This window comes from Cyclobacterium xiamenense (assembly GCF_009467825.1).
In the GTDB taxonomy this organism is placed as follows: domain Bacteria; phylum Bacteroidota; class Bacteroidia; order Cytophagales; family Cyclobacteriaceae; genus Cyclobacterium; species Cyclobacterium xiamenense.
The window spans coordinates 48,272-65,750 of sequence record NZ_WIOK01000019.1 but is presented as its reverse complement, the minus strand read 5'-3'; the positions used below and the strand labels follow the sequence as shown (position 1 = coordinate 65,750).

The window sequence follows — 17,479 nt, the reverse complement described above, 5'->3', positions numbered from 1 at the left end:
CCTGCCTAAATGTCTTCTATGGGTAATTCCAGTCGAATTTTGTCCCAGCTCATGCTGAGAATGCCCTCCCCATCACCCGTTGGCTCAATCGCATAAGTGAGACGCTGAACGGTATCGGCCAAAATAATGGGGCTAGTTTCAATACGCAACAAATCTTCTTCCGGATCGTATGCTTCGGCCAAATGCTGATCGTAGGTTTTATTTAGAATCAGGGTCCATTTCTCCCGTCCCGGAATGGTGAAAAAACCGTACCAGCCAGGTGGTATCGATTGCTGCTGTATGCGAACCTCCTCCGAAAAGTGCACGGCCGTTGCCCAATGGGAACCGGTGACCCAGACCTGATCGTAGGAGACCAGCCCGTTCCAGATTACCCGGCCTCTAACACCGGGGGATCCATAGTTGACCGTGATTTGTGCATCGCCAATGGTACCAATCGCTTCCCGCCGCGCACTCCCTTTGAAGGTATCCGCAAGGTACCCCATATTTACGCTGTCGGCGTACGTCTCCATATAAAGCAGGTGTTCTCTTTCCAATTGGGATAGGCTGTCTGATTCGTCCAGATTGTCAGACGTACCGGCACCATTTTGGTCTTTTTCGGTGGATTGGCAGGACACTGCAAGTATACTAACCAGGATAAGGAAGGAAAAAACTACTGGTTTCATGGCTAAACGAATGAGTTTTGGTTTTAGGAAAATACCTGGTAGCAAAACTACAAATTATGCCCAATTCCCACAACGATCGTTGCGGACTTATCGCTAGTTAACAGGAATATAACACGGCTGAGCCGAACACTCCAGTTCGAGCGGTATAGGTAATCCGATCAGCGGTTTTTCTTGTCCTTTCCCAAACGGAATTCGTATTCTTCCGGCGTTCCTTTTACGTTGATGTTGATAAACCGGGTACGCCTGTTCGGATCCCGGTAGATGATTTCGTCTTCCTGCTCCGGGTCAATGCCCTCTTGTTTGTTGCCGGCGAATAGAGAACGCATGCCCACCTGCGTGACCAGACCCAGGGGGATGCGGATAAAGTAGTCCATGTTCAGGTCCAGCCCTTGCATGCCCGATAATTCGATAAAGCCCAGGCTGGAATTGACGGTCATTTTGGGAATGTGCAGGACCCCATTTTTCAAATCAAAGGTGTTTTCGAGCGTATCAAACCGCACCAGATTCAAATTTTTGTCTTTAAAATAAGCGGACATGGCCTGGAATGGGGTGAAATTTACCAGGCTGCCTTCCTGTACGGTTAGCTCCATATGGGCTTCACTTTGCTCCAGGATAGGGGTTAAGTCGGGGTGTACCAGAAATTTGCTGGTAATGGTGCCACTGACTTTTCCGTGCAGGTTTTCGTTGATTAAATAATCCTGCCCGAAATTTTCAAATTTCACCATCAACTTATCCAGGTCAAGCTTATCTGCGCGCATGGTACTGTGAAAGTAGATGTGGCTGGGGTCGGAGCCGTTGAAATAGCCCTTCATGCCCAAGCTCCCCTCGGCCGTCCGTAGCGACAAGGTATCCACGTAGAGGTAGTGGTCTTCGGTGGTGCGAAATGCTGCTTTCACCTCTTCCAGCCAATACCTGTGGTAGTTTAATTTTCCGATATCCACCGCAAAATCCATTTCGGAAAAGGGAAGGTTGAATACATTGAATGCCGTATCGTGGGCCACTTTCGCCGTGTCTTCGGGATGATAGTTTAGGAGTGCATCCAAATCCAGGGCTTCTGCCTGCAAGGAAAAGAAATTTGGACGGGCTTTTACCGTACTGTCGGCTCCGGAAAAGTAGCTCATATTCAGCGTAAAGTCGCTTTCTCCCAACTGACCGCCAAAATTCTCTACCAGGGTAGTGCCGTTTTCGTAGTGTACCCGACCCGCAAAATTCTCCAATTTAATTGGGTGACTCCGTAGTTTTCCATCCATTTGGGAAAGGTGTAGGTCAGCGGATTGAAAGACCGTATCGTAGTGAAGCGCCAGACTTCCCGAAAGGTAAAACTCCGAAAGCGCTTCGTCCCGGTACGATTCGGGCAGGTAGTTTTCCCCGTTATAGGTCAGCAGGTCCTTGATTTTCAACAGCTCCGACTGCAAGGTAAAGTCAAAACGACTGCTTCCTTTGTTGACTGGATCAAACCAGTTGGTATAGGGGGAGAGGCTCCCGGAAAACTGAAAATCGCTACCATCAATTTCTCCGGAAAATGTATCCACTTGCAGGGAACTGTCCGCTAGCGTTAAGGAAACATCAAAATCATGAAAGGCGTGCGGGTAATGGGTGAGTTTGGCGTGAAAGTCTTCCACTCTTACCCGTGCCTTTGGTAGGTAGTTGAAATTAGTCAGTTCGTGTGCGTTGGCTTCCAAAGCCAGGTTCAGCTGAAATTCGGTTAGTTGTTCATTGGGGTTTAGTATTCCGGCGGAATCGAGAGGTAGGAGTTGGGCCAGAAGGATGCGGTCCGAATTGCTGCGCACATGGATTGAAACGTCTTTGTCCAGTCCATGAAATAGTGCAGGGAAGTCACTGATGGATCCGGAGAAGTTAAAATCGGAATCGCCGATCGTAAACGATAAATGGTTCAGTTGGATTTTGCCATCCTGCATCGTGGCCAGGCCATTGGCTTCGCTGACCGGATGGAGCTGCCCGGGAACGAGGAAGGACAGGTCTTCGATGCGCAGCTCGCTATCGATGCCGTCTTTAAGTTTAGCCATACCGAGTTTAGGGACCTCGCTGTCGATTATTTCGTCCAGATCCATATCCAGGATCACCTGCCCCTTCAGCTTTTCCAATCCTTCCACTTCAAAAAAGGCTCCGATAAACTCCAGGTCCAGGTCGGCATGTAGTTCCACATTGATATAGGGATCTTCAAAATCTCGAATGACCAATTTCCCCTCAAATACACCCTCTTCCGGCCTGGCGTAAAAATTTTGCAGGCGGATTTCAGAAGTTTTGAGGCTACGTTCCTTACCGTTCGTATAAAAGCCGGAGAAGTTTAGCTCGTCGATGCGCTTGTTTTGGTTGGTATTCAGGAAATAGGCGTTTTCGCAACCAAATTCTACGGCTATGGCCGGCGAATTTCCAGCCGCCGCTTTGCCAACAATGGTTCCTAGAAAATAAATATGTCCTTCGTTCTGGTATTTTCTCAGCGCGTCCGTGACTTCTTTTGGAGCGAATGCCGTAAAAATGCTAAAATCTGGCTTTTCCCCATACAGTTTTAAATCCGTATTCAGTTCATCGTCTACATCGACCGTTCCCTCCAGGCTAAACAGCCCCTCGTCCAGTTGCATGCGTGAAGGCAGCACCGTCAGCTGATTATCGACCAGGTCGTAGTCGATTAGCCAATCCAGGTGAACATCTTTGTTGGAAAAAAAGGTGGGTTCTTCGTTGTCCAGCAGATTTACAATCAAATCTGCCTCCACTCCCAATAACAGTTGCTGCTCGTTCAATTTGATTTGGGAACGCAGTAAATCGATGTGTGTGCGAATCGTTTTGGAATTCATTTCATCGATATAGGACAAGGTAAAGTCTTTTAGCACTAGCTGCTTTAACTCGATAGAAAAAGCCTCCGATTTCTCCTCGGTTTCGGAGGAAGGGCGCATGTTTTTTGCCCGTAACAGATTCAGCTCACCCCGATCGTCTCGGACGATGTTTATGTATCCCGATTGAATCTGAATGCGTTTCACCCGGAAGTGCCCGAGCAAAATATCCAGCACGCTGAATCCGATGTACACATCCTCGGCTTCGTACAGGGGATGGGTTTGCTTAGACTTGGTCTCAAAGAATTTCACCCCTTGCAAATCCACGGAAAGGTAAGGGAAGTTGGCAAATGGAGAAATATGGGCCTGTCCCACTGCGAGCTCGCCTGCGAATTGTTCGTTGACAGAAGAAATTGCTCGTTGGGTGAGCAATTCCTGATTTTTATACAAACCGTAAGCGCCTGCGGCAAGCACGACCAAAGGCGTCAAAACCAACGCCGCTATTCCAACCAGTTTTTTTCTTCGCATGGTCCACACAGGTTGTTTTAAAAGTTGGACCAATGTAATCCAAAAAAAGATACGGTTGATGAAATTATCGCAAAAAATTACCCTCCCGGATCCGTCGCGGCTGCGTTTTTTCTCGGCTACCGGCGCCAGTATTCGCACATCCTTGGGTACGGACCACCGTTGCCTGGGTGCAGCTGCTGTGGGCACGTTGGTTTTCTCCGTCGACTGGCTTGTCCGGTTCGATTCCGTTCCCTGATGGGGCGGTGATCCCTACAAAACCGGGTTGATTTCCTGGATTTTTGGTCGATTCTTTCCTCGGGTAAAGTCCAGGTTATGGTACACACTAAATCGGATAATGTCCCGGTTATTTAGATCGAAGCCTCGCTCCCGTTGCTGAATGCTTTTCATATAGCCTGCCTGGAGCTGGAATTTTTCATTGATCACGTATCCTAGTCCCAGAAAAAGTCGGTTATCTTCGAAATAGTTGTACAAAACCGGTTTTCCGGCTTGAATAAAGATTTCGTTGTACCCAGAAAAGAAGAGCGTTTTGTCCTGCAATTTTGGCTTATTTAACGGGATATACGTGGTAATCTTGTAGCGCATCCGATGGGTCAACGTGAATGGAGATCCGACCAGATAGTCCCGTTTCCAGCGCTGTTCGGTTCGGATTTGGTGGTAGATTTTGACCCGGCCCATGCTTTGTATGAATAAAAACTGCTGCCAGAATCGAAACTGATTGACCACTTTGTCAATTTGTTCCTGGCTGGAATACAGGTCTTCCGGGGCCCAGTAAAAGGGGGTGACGATGCCGCCGGTTACTTCAAATTTTTCGTTTACCAGGTAAGATAAGCCAAAGCGAAGGTAAATCTGGGCCATGTTTTGCACCAATTGATCCCGTCTACGCATGTGGTATTCCCCGTAATAAAAGAGTTTTTCCCCGATTTTATACTTGGTATACATGCCGATCCATAATCCAGACTGCCTATTGTATTCCTTTTCGGGTAGCGATGTCCCATCCGCCTGGGTTTCCATAAATTGCCCATACGAGAGGTTACTTAGCAGGAAAAAGAAAACCGCGCATGTAATGGCATAAAGATAGTTAGTACGGCGTAGGTTCATTTTATTTTTTTTGATCGGGAAAAACTAGGTCCTTATGTGAATTGGGTTTATTGGGACTGGCACAGGCGAGGTGGCGGAATAGGCCGGGCTGCCTGCTAAAGATCCAGCAAGGACCGAACGCGCTCCGGGTTTTTGGTCCTTCCCAGTTTTCGTTCCAGTCCTTTTGTGGAGCGATCCCTAAGGTCGATTAGTTTTTGCTGAAGGAGCTCGATTGCATCCAAATGGTTTTTGATTTGACCATAATCCGCTTCGTTGGTCAGTTCGGTCAGGTAGTAGGGCAGCAGGATGTTCATACCAGCTTCGTACAACCTGGATTTTGCCCGTGCCTGATACCGGGTATAGGTAAATGGATCGAAGGTTTCTTCTTTGTATAAGGCATCAATCTCCTCGTTTCTCGGAAAAATCGCAGCAAGTTCCGGATAGCGGAGTTCCAGTTCGGTCAAAAAATCCAGCAGTTGCTTGCCGCGGGTGACTTTTTCTTCCGGATCATCCGCTGTCGCATAGCCGGAGAGGTTTTCCTGTAGCAATCCGTGCAGGAAATGCCCGGAAAATTTCTCAAAAAACTGCTGTTCCAGCGCTTCACTCGATTCGTGGTTTTCGTAAAGCGTTTCTACCAGGGAGCGTTTTTCCGTCAGCTCTTCCTCCAACGCGACCAGGTTTTGGCTGACTTCGATGGATTGGAGTTGCCGTCTGGCGTACCTGGCTAAGGCAATACCGAGGGTCAGTTCCTCCTCCAGGTGGCTGTCGACCCGCTCCAAAAAGCTCCGGGGGTTCGCATAACCGACTTCCCGGTTGATTATTTTTCGTTTGTCCTGATCTTGATAGGAATAGTTTATCAAGTCCAGCGGTGAAAGGAATCCGACGCCTTTGGCGGTGAAATTCGTTAAATCGTAATACCGGATATCTCCACTGCGGATCAGACCCATCAATTCTTCCATTTGCTTTAGTTTCTCCCGGCGGTTGGAAAAAAAGGCATGGGTGTATGCCAGCGAGTCACTTTTTTCCTTATTCAATGCCAGCGCGTTCATTCCGGCATATTTTTCCGTGCTGTCTTTGAGCACCTGGTATTTTTTACGGATAGTGGCAATTAATTCATCCAATTCGTCGTAGATAGCGTATGCAAATCGCCTGGTTCGGATGGGGTAGGGGTCGTTTTGCGCCTGTTCAGACCGCCTGTTGTCGTACTGAAGAAGTTTGGAAATAAAATCGTTGATAAACCGATTTCCAGATTTTTGAATTTGTACCGGGAGGCTGTTTGATTGGAACCCGTCGTTGTAAACCAATCCGAAATCCCGGTCCGCGATTTTGTAGGCTTTTTGTGGCGCTTCCTCCAGTTTTTGTAGTTTTTCGATGGTTTTGTGGAAGATCACCTCGTTTACCCGGGCACCCGTTTCCAGGTTACGCTGTTTGATTCCCAGAAGAAAGCCTTTTTCGTAATTGCGAACTTCGGAGATCAATTCTCCTTCTTTCAGGTATACCAGCGCCCACTCCCCGTCCAGGTAGCCTTCAGCATTGACCTCGCCCCGGATCAATTGGGTGTAGTCTCCTTCAAATGCGCGGTAATCAATGTTTTCGGTAATCTTTCCTTCAGTAAAAGTGATTCCGTTTGCCTCCGCTTTTGGCCGCAATTCTCCGTTTACAAATTCGTTTTGTTTAAAAGCCCAGGTGCCCGTTTTTTTACCTTGATTGTATACGGCTTCTACATAAATCTTATCGCTGTGCAAGCTGCTAACAACCTCAAAATTGACTACGTCCTGCACATCAACGCGGTGAGTTTCCTGGTCAAATAGCCAATTACCCGAACGTTCGTTTTGCTCGTATTCTCCGGTTACCTGAAATTTGTAGAGAATTGTTTGATCCAGACTGTCTTTTTCCAGGTAGTTAAAGCGGAAAAAACCGTCAAGAACTGTGTTTTTCGCTTCGTTTTGCAAAAATTCAAAAGTAGCTGTACCCGCTTTGTCGTGGAAGGTGTAGGCCCCTTCAAACACGCTGCGAACCTGAGCCGACCCCAGGCTTCCTTGCATAACGAAAAGTAAAAAAAGGATCTGTTTTATCTTCATGTGCTGTTTCAATCAATTTCAATGCTACTATGTCCATGCAGAAGAAAAAATAGTTCGCAAATTTCAATAAGCAAATTGCCTGCCACAAAAAAATGAGGGCCATTGCCCTCATGCACTACTTGTATCCCAGTATTTTCATCATGTCTTTGCTCTCCTGTTCTGGGGCAAAGAGCCAATGCCGAATGCTGCCATCACTCTCCCGGTCGATGATGACGTGTTTAGGTGCGGGAATGAGGCAGTGCTGTATACCTCCGTATCCACCCAGGGACTCCTGATAGGCCCCGGTATGGAAAAAACCGATATACTGTTGATTACCCTTTTCCAATTTGGGAAGGTAGATGTTAAACTGGTGAGCCTCTGAGTTGTAGTAATCCATGCTATCGCAGGTAAGTCCCCCCAGCGAAATGTTGTGGTACTCTTTGTCCCAATTGTTGACAGCCAGCATGATGTACTTTTGATTGAGCCCCCAACTGTCGGGAAGCTGGGTAATAAACGAACCGTCGATCATGTACCAGAGCTCCTTGTCGTTTTGCAGCTTTTCATCCAGAATGGAATACAGGACTGCACCACTTTCTCCCACCGTGTAGCTACCAAATTCGGTAAAGATATTGGGCTCAACCGTATTGTTTTTGGCACACATCCACTTGATATTTTTGATGATCTGATCGGCCATGTATTGGTAGTCGTAATCAAAAAATACGTTGGTCTTGATCGGCCATCCTCCTCCCACGTCCATGGTATCCAATTCGGGCGCTACTTTCTTCAATTCCACGTATTTCTGGATAAAACGGGTCAATTCCGACCAGTAATAGGCGGTGTCCCGGATACCGGAATTGATAAAAAAATGCAGCATTTTAAGGCTGACATTTGGGTTGTTCTTGATTTTTTCTTCGTACAGGGTGATGATATCGTGGTAGCGAACCCCCAAACGTGAGGTGTAGAAACCAAATTTTGGCTCCTCGTCCGCGGCTATACGAATTCCCACCTTAAACGGTACCTTCACGTGCTCCAGGTAATAGTCGATTTCGGTCAGGTTATCCAGCACCGGTATGCAGTTGCTAAACCCCTCATTGAGGAGTTCGGTCACATATTGTTTATAAAGGTCGCGTTTAAAGCCGTTGCAGACGATGTAGGTTTCTTTGCTGATTTTACCCTGTGCAAACAGACTTTTTACCAAGGGGATATCGTAGGTAGAACTGGTTTCTATATGCACATCGTTTTTTAGTGCCTCGTCCATGACAAAACTAAAATGGGAGGATTTTGTGCAATAACAGTAGGTGTAGCTCCCTTTGTAATCATGCGTCTGCATCGCATTTCCGAAAAAAGTTTTTGCATTTTGAATGTTTTCGGAAATTTTAGGTAAATAGGTTAGCTTCAAGGGGGTACCGTATTCCTCGATGATTTCCATCAGGTTTACCCCGTTGAAGGCCAATTGATTGTTGGCGACAGTGAATTCTTTCGTTGGAAAATCAAACGTTTGCTTGATGAGGTCAATATACTTATTCATACCTAACATTTTTCGTAATTAAATCGGAATCAAAATTTGCATTAATTATTCAAATTTCAAACCAATTTTAACTTAATAAAATCCTACACTGAATAAGGTATTCCAGCGACTGGCTGCGATCGTTTCCCTGGCTCTGAGGGGCTTGTTTGCCCGGGTGAGCCTGGGCGAAACCTCAAACGGAGCAATACGGTCCATTCGTAGTCGATTTTAAGCGAAGTAGCAAGCCAGGGACCCACTTTTTGGGTGTTTCATGCGTAGGGAGTAATGCGGAGCGACGCGTCGGTAGATGGCTAACACATCGCCACAGCTAGCGGGTGGAACAAGTAATCAGCTTTTTTGGACTTTGATAGGGATCTCTATGTAAAACGTGGTGCCTTTGTTTTCTTCGCTCTCAAACCAAATCGTACCTCCATGGGCAGCAATGATTTGTTTGGAAATGGCCAGGCCCATGCCAAAGGGTTTTTCTCCTTCGGTTCCGGAACGTTTGCCGTCGGTGTACCATTCAAAGACCTTGTTTTTAATGGATTCCGGTATGCCAATTCCCTCGTCCTTGATGGAGACGATCACTTTTTCGGATGTTTTCTTCATGCTTATCCGAATAGATTTTCCTTTCGGACTAAATTTCACCGCATTGGCAATAAGGTTGCTGATAACTCGCCAAAGTTTTTCCCGGCTAACGAAAGCGGTCACAGGGATGGTTTCCAAAATCAATTTTTGGTTTTTCTCGTGAGCTTTGTGCTGCAGCAATTCCACGCAATAATTTAGTAAGCGGTCGATGTCCACGGCTTCTTTGGTAAACGATGCCGCGTTTTTATTGGACTGCATCATTTCGGAAACCAGGTTCAGGGAGTTGTTACAGGAGGTTTTGATATGGCCCAGCAGCACCCTGTTTTCGCCGGATATCTGCTCGTCTGAGAGCAGTATATCGGCCATCATCACCATGCTGCTGATGGGATTTCGCAGGTCATGGGCGACCATATACATGATTTTGGTGTTTTCGGCCTGGCTTTGTTCCAGTGCACCCAGGGTTTCCTGAAGTTCAATGTTTTGTTGGCTGATGACCTTGTTGATGTTTTTGGATCGGCTGAGTCCCTGCCAAATAAACGCCAGGAAAATGACCAGTAAAACAGTGAATCCGATAGTTGCACCCAGGTAAATATTTTTGATCTGATTGTCGCGGTTTATCAGGGAAAGCTGGTATTGCTGGGCAGCGTTTTGCAAGGATGCCTCCATGTCTACGGTACGAAGGGCATCGTCCGCGCGGTCCAGCGAATCCTGCAGCTGGTTATGCATGCGTACGTATGGATAGGCTTTCTCCAGCGCCCCCTGTTGTTCGTAGAATGCATCCATTGCCTTTGCCCAACCGATGCGTCCCTGCACGTAGGCGCGGTTTTTCAATTCGGATCCGGATAGCACCGAATCCATGGCTACAAGTAGTTGCTCCGCTTCCTGGAGGCGGTTCTGGCTGATAAAAAGCTCGGCCAGTTTTATTTTCGCAGTCAATGCGTCTAGCACGTCAAAATTCGGCTGGCTGTTGATCGCAATGCTTTCCTTCAAAAAACGCTCTGCGTCCTGCGTCTTTCCGAGGCTGGCCAGTACTCCTCCCAGGTTTCCCAAAATAACACCCCGGGCCAGGCTGATGAATTTTTTTTCTCCAGGATATCGCTTCTCAATTGTTTCCAGAAATGTCAAGCCCTTTTGGTAAAAATAAGCAGCACTGTCCAGCGCACCTGTTTTTTCGTAGGCCAAACCCAGGGTATTCCGGTACATTTGCGGGAAATAGAGATTCTGGTCCATCATGTCGGCATCCCAACAGTCCTGATTTTCTTCGATTGCTTGTTTGAAATACGGTATACTCGCGGCATATTGCTGCTGCTCGTAGCGGAAAATTCCCAATTGATAGGTCAGGTTGCTGATCAGGCAATCACTTAGATTGGCCTGGGCAAACTCCCGCCCTTCAAAATAGCTGGCAAAGGCTTTTTCGAAATCTCGCCCTGCCTTGTACCAGTCTCCTTCCAAAAATTTAGTTTGGGCATATTCCTTTTGGTAGAGTCGGTTGCGGTCCTCCAGTACCCAAAACATGCTGTCCAGGTACACGCGTGACTGGTTGAGGTCAACGTCGTATTTCAGGTAAATGCGACTAAGAAAATTGTACCTTTCCCACCAATCCAGTGGCGTTTTGTTCCCCATCTGCTGGTACGCACTGTCCAGAAACTGCATGGACCTTCGGTACTGACCGCTGTTGAGCAGGTTACTGGATCGGTCCAGTATTTCGGTTGTTTCCGCAGAAATGGGTTGATAGGATTCTCCCTGGGTTTGGCAGCCTATCAGGCCATAAAAACCGATGAAATAAAGGAAACAATGAAAACAGGTTTTGGAGCTCCAAAAATAAAACCGGGTCACGCTATTCATAGGTTGTAAAAATAATCTAAAAATCTCCAAAAAGCCTAATTTTCAGAATCTAAAAGTATAAGCCAGCTTTACGGTGGATTGATTTTCCCGCATGTCGAAACGATCTCCAAATCGTTGCCAGTTGTGATTGTGGACCACAAACAGGGTATTCCCTGGGTCGATCACCCAGATAAAGCGGCTGTTCGTTCCCAAACCTTCCGTAATGGTATCGTATTGAATATTGAAGTTAATGGATACCCAGGGCGAAAAGTCGTAACTGCTAATGAGTCGGAAAAGATGGGTAGTAAACGCGCCTTCTTCTAACCGCACCCGATTGTACAGGTAACTGCCGGTAAGGTTCAGCCCTGCCAAAGGCCGCAGAACAGGTCCGCCTCAAGGGTGGCTTGCCGGCCTGTCCAAAACCCCATATTTTTGTAACGTAGGTTGCCGCCGAATTTACGAAAGGGGGCCGATTGAATCTCCAGGGAATAGCCCCGATTTTTGTAGATCCCTTCCGGTATCAGGTAGCGACCATCCCGCAAAACGTCAAAGAGGAAATCCAGGTTTTCGTAATTTTGGTGCACATTCAGGTAAAAGATATCCCCGCTTTCCAGTCGGATGCCCAAAAACCGAAGGTTATGGTTAACCGTGGCCGGTCTCCAGTCCATAAACATCAGGTATTCAAAATAATATTGCCAGCTGAGTTCCCGGATGCCTTTGCTCCGATCAATCAGCGGGTTGAAAGTGAAGGTGGGTTGCAGGCGCCGGAAACCATTTCTTGGCACAAAGCCAACAGCGGGCGCGTAATTCACGCCGAATTCCCGATAGGAAACATGTGCATCCCAGGGTTGATTCGGGAAATTCACCCGCAACCCGCGAACGGACCGGTCCAGTAAGCTCCCGGATTCGTCGTAGCTATTGGGCGTATGCCCCACAAAAAAGGACTCAAATTGCAGGTTTTTGTTTCCCAGGAAACGGGAAGTACTGAGGTTTAGATCCGCTCCAAAGGTTTCGCGCATGGGTAAGCTGTCCCCATCGGTATTTCTCCGGGTATAAATGACTCCTACGGTACTTTCGTTAGAGAAATTTTGCACCACCCTACCTACGGTAAAATTCTCTCCCGGCAAGCTGCCCGCTGCGTCAGTCCGGACCTGGATGAAGCCCACATCCGTCTGCTTGATACGACCGATTACACGTGCCCCATGCTTGATGGGGATGGGATTGCCCCCTTCCAGACCGATTCTTCTACTGAAATAAGGATTGGGGTTACTCGAAGGGGCAAATTGAAAGACGTTGGCGCCCTGTAGGAAAAAATCCCTGCGCTCCGGGAAAACCAGTGGAAAACGCGTCAGATTCACCTGCCGGTTGTCCACCTCCGTTTCGGCAAAATCGGTATTGACGGTAATGCCCGCTTTCAGGTTTGGGGTGATGTTGTAATTGAGTTCTCCGCCCGCATTGTAGGAAAACTGTTGGCTTGGGGAAGTCTCCGGCAGTTCTTTGCTACTGTTTCGGGAGACGATCGCGTAGGGGATGGCTTCCAGGCCAATGCCCTGATTGATGTCCGATAAGCCCCTTAGTTTGCCGGCATTTTGCGGGCGCTCAATACCTTGATTTCGTTGGTGGCCCATCCAGAGGCTGGTTTCGTTTTTTCGGCGGACGGTTCGTAGAAAGTTGATACCCCATGCATCGTTACGGGGATCGAAACTCAGGGTCATAAAAGGAATACGGATTTCAGCCGACCAGCCCTTGTCGTCTTGGCTTACCCATGCCCGCCAGATGCCGTTCCAGTCCCGGTTGATGCGGGCTCCCTGTCCGGTTCGCAAGATCCCATCGCCCATCAGGCCCACCGGGTTGATTTCAAAATAAAAAGCGGATCGCTGATCATCGTAAGTATCTAGAATGAAGGCAAACAAATCATCCGTGGATAAGTCGGCATCCCTTCTGCGCTGAAAGGCTTTGATTTGATCCGGTTCGCTATCGTACAACCGCACACCCAGGTACAGGTTTTTTTCGTCGTAGGCCACCTGCACGGCGGTTTGCTCGGTGGCCAGCTGCCCTTCCATTGGTTCCTGTTGACGAAAAGCAGTGGCTGCCCCCACTTTTCCCCAAAAGCCCTCTTCCAGCCTGCCGTCAAGGACGACCTGCTCGTCCCCGGAAAGGCGGTAGGCGTTTATTTCCCCCGATTGTCGGGCAGAAAGCTGCGAGAAAAAAAGCAGGGTACATCCCAGGTATGCTAAAATGTGTCCGATAGGGCAAGTTGTTTTACGAGTAGCAAAGTTGATCATTCGGTGTCGCCCAATCCATTGTTTTTTTACGAAAGGTCAACGCCGGAATTGCAGCTGCTGCCCTACCGGTAAACCGTACCCGCTATTCGATCGGCCCCTGTCTACCCGGAACGGGCAGGCTGTTCGAGGCGGTTGATCTCCGAATAGATGAGTTCGTATACCTGGTCTTTAAAGATTTTGAGTTTCTCATCGTAGGTTTTGGGATCATCCATCATGGATAGGTAATAATACGCTCCTTCAATGACCACAAAAATCCGTTCGGCCAATAGTCCGGTATCGCCGTTCATCAGCACTTCGTCCTTGTCTAGCAGGGTTTTTAGCGTCATTCGTAACTTGACATGCAGGTTTTTGTATTCGCGTTTTATAGAGGCATCCCGGAAGATAAAGGCATAACAACTAAAAAACACGCCGTCGTCGAAAAGGAGGTTCCAGTCCCGGGAAAAGAGCCGGTCCACCAATAGCTCCGGATTGATGCGGGGCTGGTTTTCCATCTTACTAATTATGGGCTTGTAAATAAGCTGGTACTGATGCAAGATGTGATCGATCAATCCCAAAATCAACAGGCGTTTGTTCGGGAAATAATGCATGACCAGACTCGGAGGCATTCCCAAATGCTTGCCGATTTTTGCAATGGAGACGTTTTCCAATCCCTCCGACTGGGACAATTCGTACAGGCCCGAAATAATCTCTTTTTTCCGCTCTTTCCTAATCGAATTTTTCATAGTATATAAAATAAAAAGGGCAATTTAGTCATAAAAATATTCTTTATATGAATTTTTTATTTATTTTAAATTATTTAATATTGAATGAATATTCAATAAATAAATAGTAATTCTGGTTTAACAATAAGGTAATAACCAACGACTAACTTGCCTGAAATATCTCTGAACCAATTCATCACCAACACCTAAAATTATATGCGAAAAGAATTACACCTACGAAAAGACATCGCAACGAAAACGGGATTTTTAAGCCTGCTTCTTTCGCTGATGTTGCTTGGGGCGACCCAGGCCCAGATTGTGGTTAAAGGAGTGGTTAAAGATGGCGTAGAAGACCTGCCTTTACCAGGAGTTTCCGTGTACCAAAAAGGCGGAAACAGCGTAAGTATTACCGATATTGACGGTGCCTACAGCATCGAAGTACCCTCGCCGGAGTCCGAATTGGTATTTTCCTTTATCGGCTTTGAAACACGTACCATCGCGGTCGGGGACCGCACGACCCTCGACGTAACCCTATCCGCAGAAGAAACCCTGCTGGAACAGGTCGTGGTGGTGGGATACGGAACCCAAAAGAAAATCAACCTCACCGGTGCCGTGGATCAAATCTCGGGTGAAGACATCATCAACCGCCCCGTAGCCAACGTCATGCAAGGCTTGCAGGGTGCCAGTCCCGGTTTGAACATTACGTATTCCGGAGGTCGCCCCGGTACGGTGCCGGATATCAATATCCGGGGTTTCACCTCCATTAACGGAGGCGGTCCACTGATCGTCATCGATGGAATCGCCGTTGCCTACGAAGACCTGCTTCGCTTGAATCCTGCCGATATAGAATCCTTTTCCGTATTGCGAGATGCGGCATCGGCTGCCATCTACGGCGCCCGGGCTGCCTTTGGCGTGGTTTTGATCACTACCAAACAAGGGGGTAGCAAGCAAACCATTTCGTACAACAGCAACTTTTCCTGGGGAAAACCCACCGTGTTGCCCGAACCGGTTACCGATCCGTATATTTATTCCAGGGTCATGGACCAGGCCACCAGCAATACGCCCTGGAATTACATCAACTTTAACGACTTTCACTACCAATGGGCTCGGGAACGGTCCGAAGACCCCAGCGTAGAAGACGTGCGAATCGACCCCAACAATCCCAATCGATGGGCCTACATGGGTAATAACGATTGGTACGGCTATTATTTCAACAATGCCAGCTTTTCTACCAACCAAAGCCTGGCCATCAGCGGGAGTTCCAACAACGAAAACCTGCCCATGACCTACTACGTGTCGGGAGACTATACCCGGGAAAACGGCATGAATAAATTGCAGCCGGATAACTGGGATCGATATTCCCTGCGAGCCCGATTGACAGCCACGCCGAAGTCCTGGTTGAAACTGGATAACAACCTGAACATCTACCAGACGAAACGGGCAGAATCAACCAATACTATCACGGATATCTATTTTCTGACGCCCATAGAAGTAGCCGAAAACCCCGACGGCACCTGGGCCAATACGGATGCCGGGAGACTGGCTGCCCGACTGGTAGACGGTGGACGAAACCAGGAGGACATGTTTGGCTTTCACAACATCCTTCGCGCCACCGGGACTTTCTTGAATGGAGACCTTACGGTAACGGGTAATGGTAGTTTTAAAAGAGAGCAGTGGATCTACGGTTGGGACCGACGAAAATTTGACATTGGATTCGGTCCCGATGACGTGCGTACGGAAGGTGGAGACGGGCTGGTGGCAGAGCGAAACGGCAACCTGCAAAACACCATCTTCGATCTTTACGGTAACTATACCAAAACCTTTGGTGATCATTCCATCAATATTCTGGCTGGGTACAACCAGGAAAGCTATTCCTATTCTTCGGTGGAGTCCGAAAGACGGGTGCTGATTTCCTCCTCCCTGCCTTACCTGGGCTTGACTACCGGAGATTCCTTTATTCGACCCGGATACAGTTCGTACGCCACCCAAAGTGTATTTGGCCGGGCCAACTATACGTACGACAACAAGTACATTTTGGAATTTAACGGGCGTTACGATGGATCGTCCCGTTTCCCTTCGTCCAACCGCTGGGGATTTTTCCCTTCGCTTTCCGGTGCCTGGATTATCAGCGACGAAGGTTTCTTTCAGGACATGGCCATGGGGGCCGCCGCTCCGACGTTCAAGCTACGAGGATCGTATGGAAGCCTGGGTAACCAAAACGTATCCAATTTTGGGTACCTGCAAGCCCTCCCCACCGGGTTGTCCAGTTACCTCATCGGCGGAGACCGGCAGGTGGTGGTCAATAGCGCCCCCGCACTCGCAGTGGATCCAAATTTTTATACCTGGGAACGGGTTGTTACCACCAATTTTGGCGTGGATCTGGGTCTTTGGGAAGACAAATTCTTTGCGACCTTCGATTATTTCATTCGGGATACCCGCGACATGTTGACCAATCCGGTGGAACTGCCCGGCGTGTTGGGAACCTCACCTCCCCAGCAAAATGCAGCCGATCTGCAGACCAAAGGCTGGGAACTGACGCTAAATTACCGAAATCAATTCGGCAGCTACGAGAAACCGATTCAGTTTTCGTCCAAATTCTTCGTATCCGATTCCCGCTCCTGGATCACCCGCTTTGAAAACGAGCAAGGCTTGTTGTCCAACTACCGGGTAGGGCAGGAAATCGGCGAAATATGGGGATTGGTAAACGACGGCATGTTTAGCTCGGAGGACGAAATCAGCCAGTTGGATCAGTCGGCCATAATTCCCTGGGGAGCCTTGGATATCGTACCTGGCTGGCCTAGATACGAGGATTTGAACAACGATGGGAAAATCGAGCAAGGCCTTACCGAAACGGATTCCAAAGACCTGACCATCATCGGAAACAGTCGGCCCCGCTACCAGGTGGGAGCCAACCTGAACGTGTCCTGGAACGGCTTCGACGTATCCATGTTCTTGCAGGGAGTAGGACGACAAGATTACTACCCGCAGCACTACCTTTTCTGGGGTCCGTACCAGCAGCCTTATGCCAATATTTACCCCTGGAACCTGGATTTTTACCGGGGACAAGCCGATGGAGAGGCCCTCCGTGCGCAGCACAGCCAGTCGTATCTGGATGCGGGACTGGCTGATGCCAATACCGATTCCAGCTATCCCGTACTGCAAGCCTGGCTGGCGGACAACAACTACGGCTCAGGCCTGGATATTCCGCAGACCGGTTACCTGCTAAACGCCGCCTACCTGCGGGTGAAAAACCTGACCCTGGGCTATTCCCTGCCACAGGAACTGGCAGGCAGGATCAATGCCAGCCGAATTCGAATCTTCGTTACCGGAGAGAACCTATTCGAATTTTCCGCCATCAAATCCTTTGTAGACCCAGAGGCGGTCAATAACGGGTACGGCTGGTCCTATCCCTTTCAGCGAAGGTATTCTTTTGGCGTAAATATTGACCTTTAAAA

The 17,479-nt window shown here is 48.3% G+C and carries 12 protein-coding genes; 2 read left to right on the top strand and 10 right to left on the bottom strand.

Features of this window, described 5'->3' with window-relative positions:
* Window positions 1-5: 5 nt before the first annotated feature.
* Together GCU44_RS15020 and GCU44_RS15015 are read right to left on the bottom strand one after the other, a co-directional pair.
* Window positions 6-662 (bottom strand): DUF2911 domain-containing protein, encoded by a 657-nt coding sequence (locus GCU44_RS15020; RefSeq protein ID WP_154857267.1) that lies wholly within the window; start codon window positions 660-662, stop codon window positions 6-8.
* Window positions 663-820: 158 nt separating this feature from the next.
* Complete coding sequence (locus GCU44_RS15015) at window positions 821-3,982, bottom strand: AsmA-like C-terminal region-containing protein (RefSeq protein WP_154857265.1); 3,162 nt, start codon at window positions 3,980-3,982, stop codon at window positions 821-823.
* A 58-nt stretch (window positions 3,983-4,040) separates the two neighbouring features.
* Between GCU44_RS15015 and GCU44_RS15010 the strand changes: the two genes are divergently transcribed.
* Window positions 4,041-4,217, top strand: coding sequence for a hypothetical protein (locus GCU44_RS15010; RefSeq protein WP_154857263.1), 177 nt, complete (start codon window positions 4,041-4,043; stop codon window positions 4,215-4,217).
* A gap of 14 nt (window positions 4,218-4,231) precedes the next feature.
* Here GCU44_RS15010 and GCU44_RS15005 read toward each other — a convergent pair whose 3' ends face one another.
* The 8 genes from GCU44_RS15005 to GCU44_RS14980 all read right to left on the bottom strand — a co-directional run bounded on the left by GCU44_RS15005 (window position 4,232) and on the right by GCU44_RS14980 (window position 14,045).
* Entirely contained in the window at window positions 4,232-5,080 is an 849-nt protein-coding gene (locus GCU44_RS15005) for a DUF2490 domain-containing protein (RefSeq protein WP_154857261.1), read from the bottom strand.
* A gap of 95 nt (window positions 5,081-5,175) precedes the next feature.
* Window positions 5,176-7,140 carry a hypothetical protein gene (locus GCU44_RS15000; protein ID WP_154857259.1) on the bottom strand — a complete coding sequence of 655 codons (1,965 nt, stop codon included), beginning with the start codon at window positions 7,138-7,140 and terminating at the stop codon, window positions 5,176-5,178.
* 115 nt (window positions 7,141-7,255) lie between these two features.
* Window positions 7,256-8,647: an arginine decarboxylase gene (locus GCU44_RS14995; protein WP_154857257.1), complete on the bottom strand. Its 1,392-nt coding sequence runs from the start codon at window positions 8,645-8,647 to the stop codon at window positions 7,256-7,258.
* A gap of 72 nt (window positions 8,648-8,719) precedes the next feature.
* Window positions 8,720-8,842: a hypothetical protein gene (locus GCU44_RS23385; RefSeq protein WP_262885323.1), complete on the bottom strand. Its 123-nt coding sequence runs from the start codon at window positions 8,840-8,842 to the stop codon at window positions 8,720-8,722.
* Between the two features lie 132 nt (window positions 8,843-8,974).
* Window positions 8,975-11,059, bottom strand: a complete 2,085-nt coding sequence (locus tag GCU44_RS14990) for a tetratricopeptide repeat-containing sensor histidine kinase (protein ID WP_154857255.1) — start codon at window positions 11,057-11,059, stop codon at window positions 8,975-8,977.
* Window positions 11,060-11,101: 42 nt separating this feature from the next.
* Window positions 11,102-11,410 carry a hypothetical protein gene (locus GCU44_RS23290; protein ID WP_241684970.1) on the bottom strand — a complete coding sequence of 103 codons (309 nt, stop codon included), beginning with the start codon at window positions 11,408-11,410 and terminating at the stop codon, window positions 11,102-11,104.
* On the bottom strand, window positions 11,398-13,323 hold the full coding sequence (locus GCU44_RS14985; protein WP_241684969.1) for a carbohydrate binding family 9 domain-containing protein: 1,926 nt from the start codon (window positions 13,321-13,323) through the stop codon (window positions 11,398-11,400). The genes GCU44_RS23290 and GCU44_RS14985 overlap by 13 nt, the downstream gene beginning before the upstream one ends.
* A gap of 101 nt (window positions 13,324-13,424) precedes the next feature.
* On the bottom strand, window positions 13,425-14,045 hold the full coding sequence (locus GCU44_RS14980; protein WP_092177463.1) for a TetR family transcriptional regulator: 621 nt from the start codon (window positions 14,043-14,045) through the stop codon (window positions 13,425-13,427).
* 195 nt (window positions 14,046-14,240) lie between these two features.
* Here GCU44_RS14980 and GCU44_RS14975 point away from each other — a divergent pair, with 195 nt between their 5' ends.
* On the top strand, window positions 14,241-17,477 hold the full coding sequence (locus tag GCU44_RS14975) for a SusC/RagA family TonB-linked outer membrane protein (RefSeq protein WP_154857253.1): 3,237 nt from the start codon (window positions 14,241-14,243) through the stop codon (window positions 17,475-17,477).
* The last annotated feature ends 2 nt before the right edge of the window (window positions 17,478-17,479 follow it).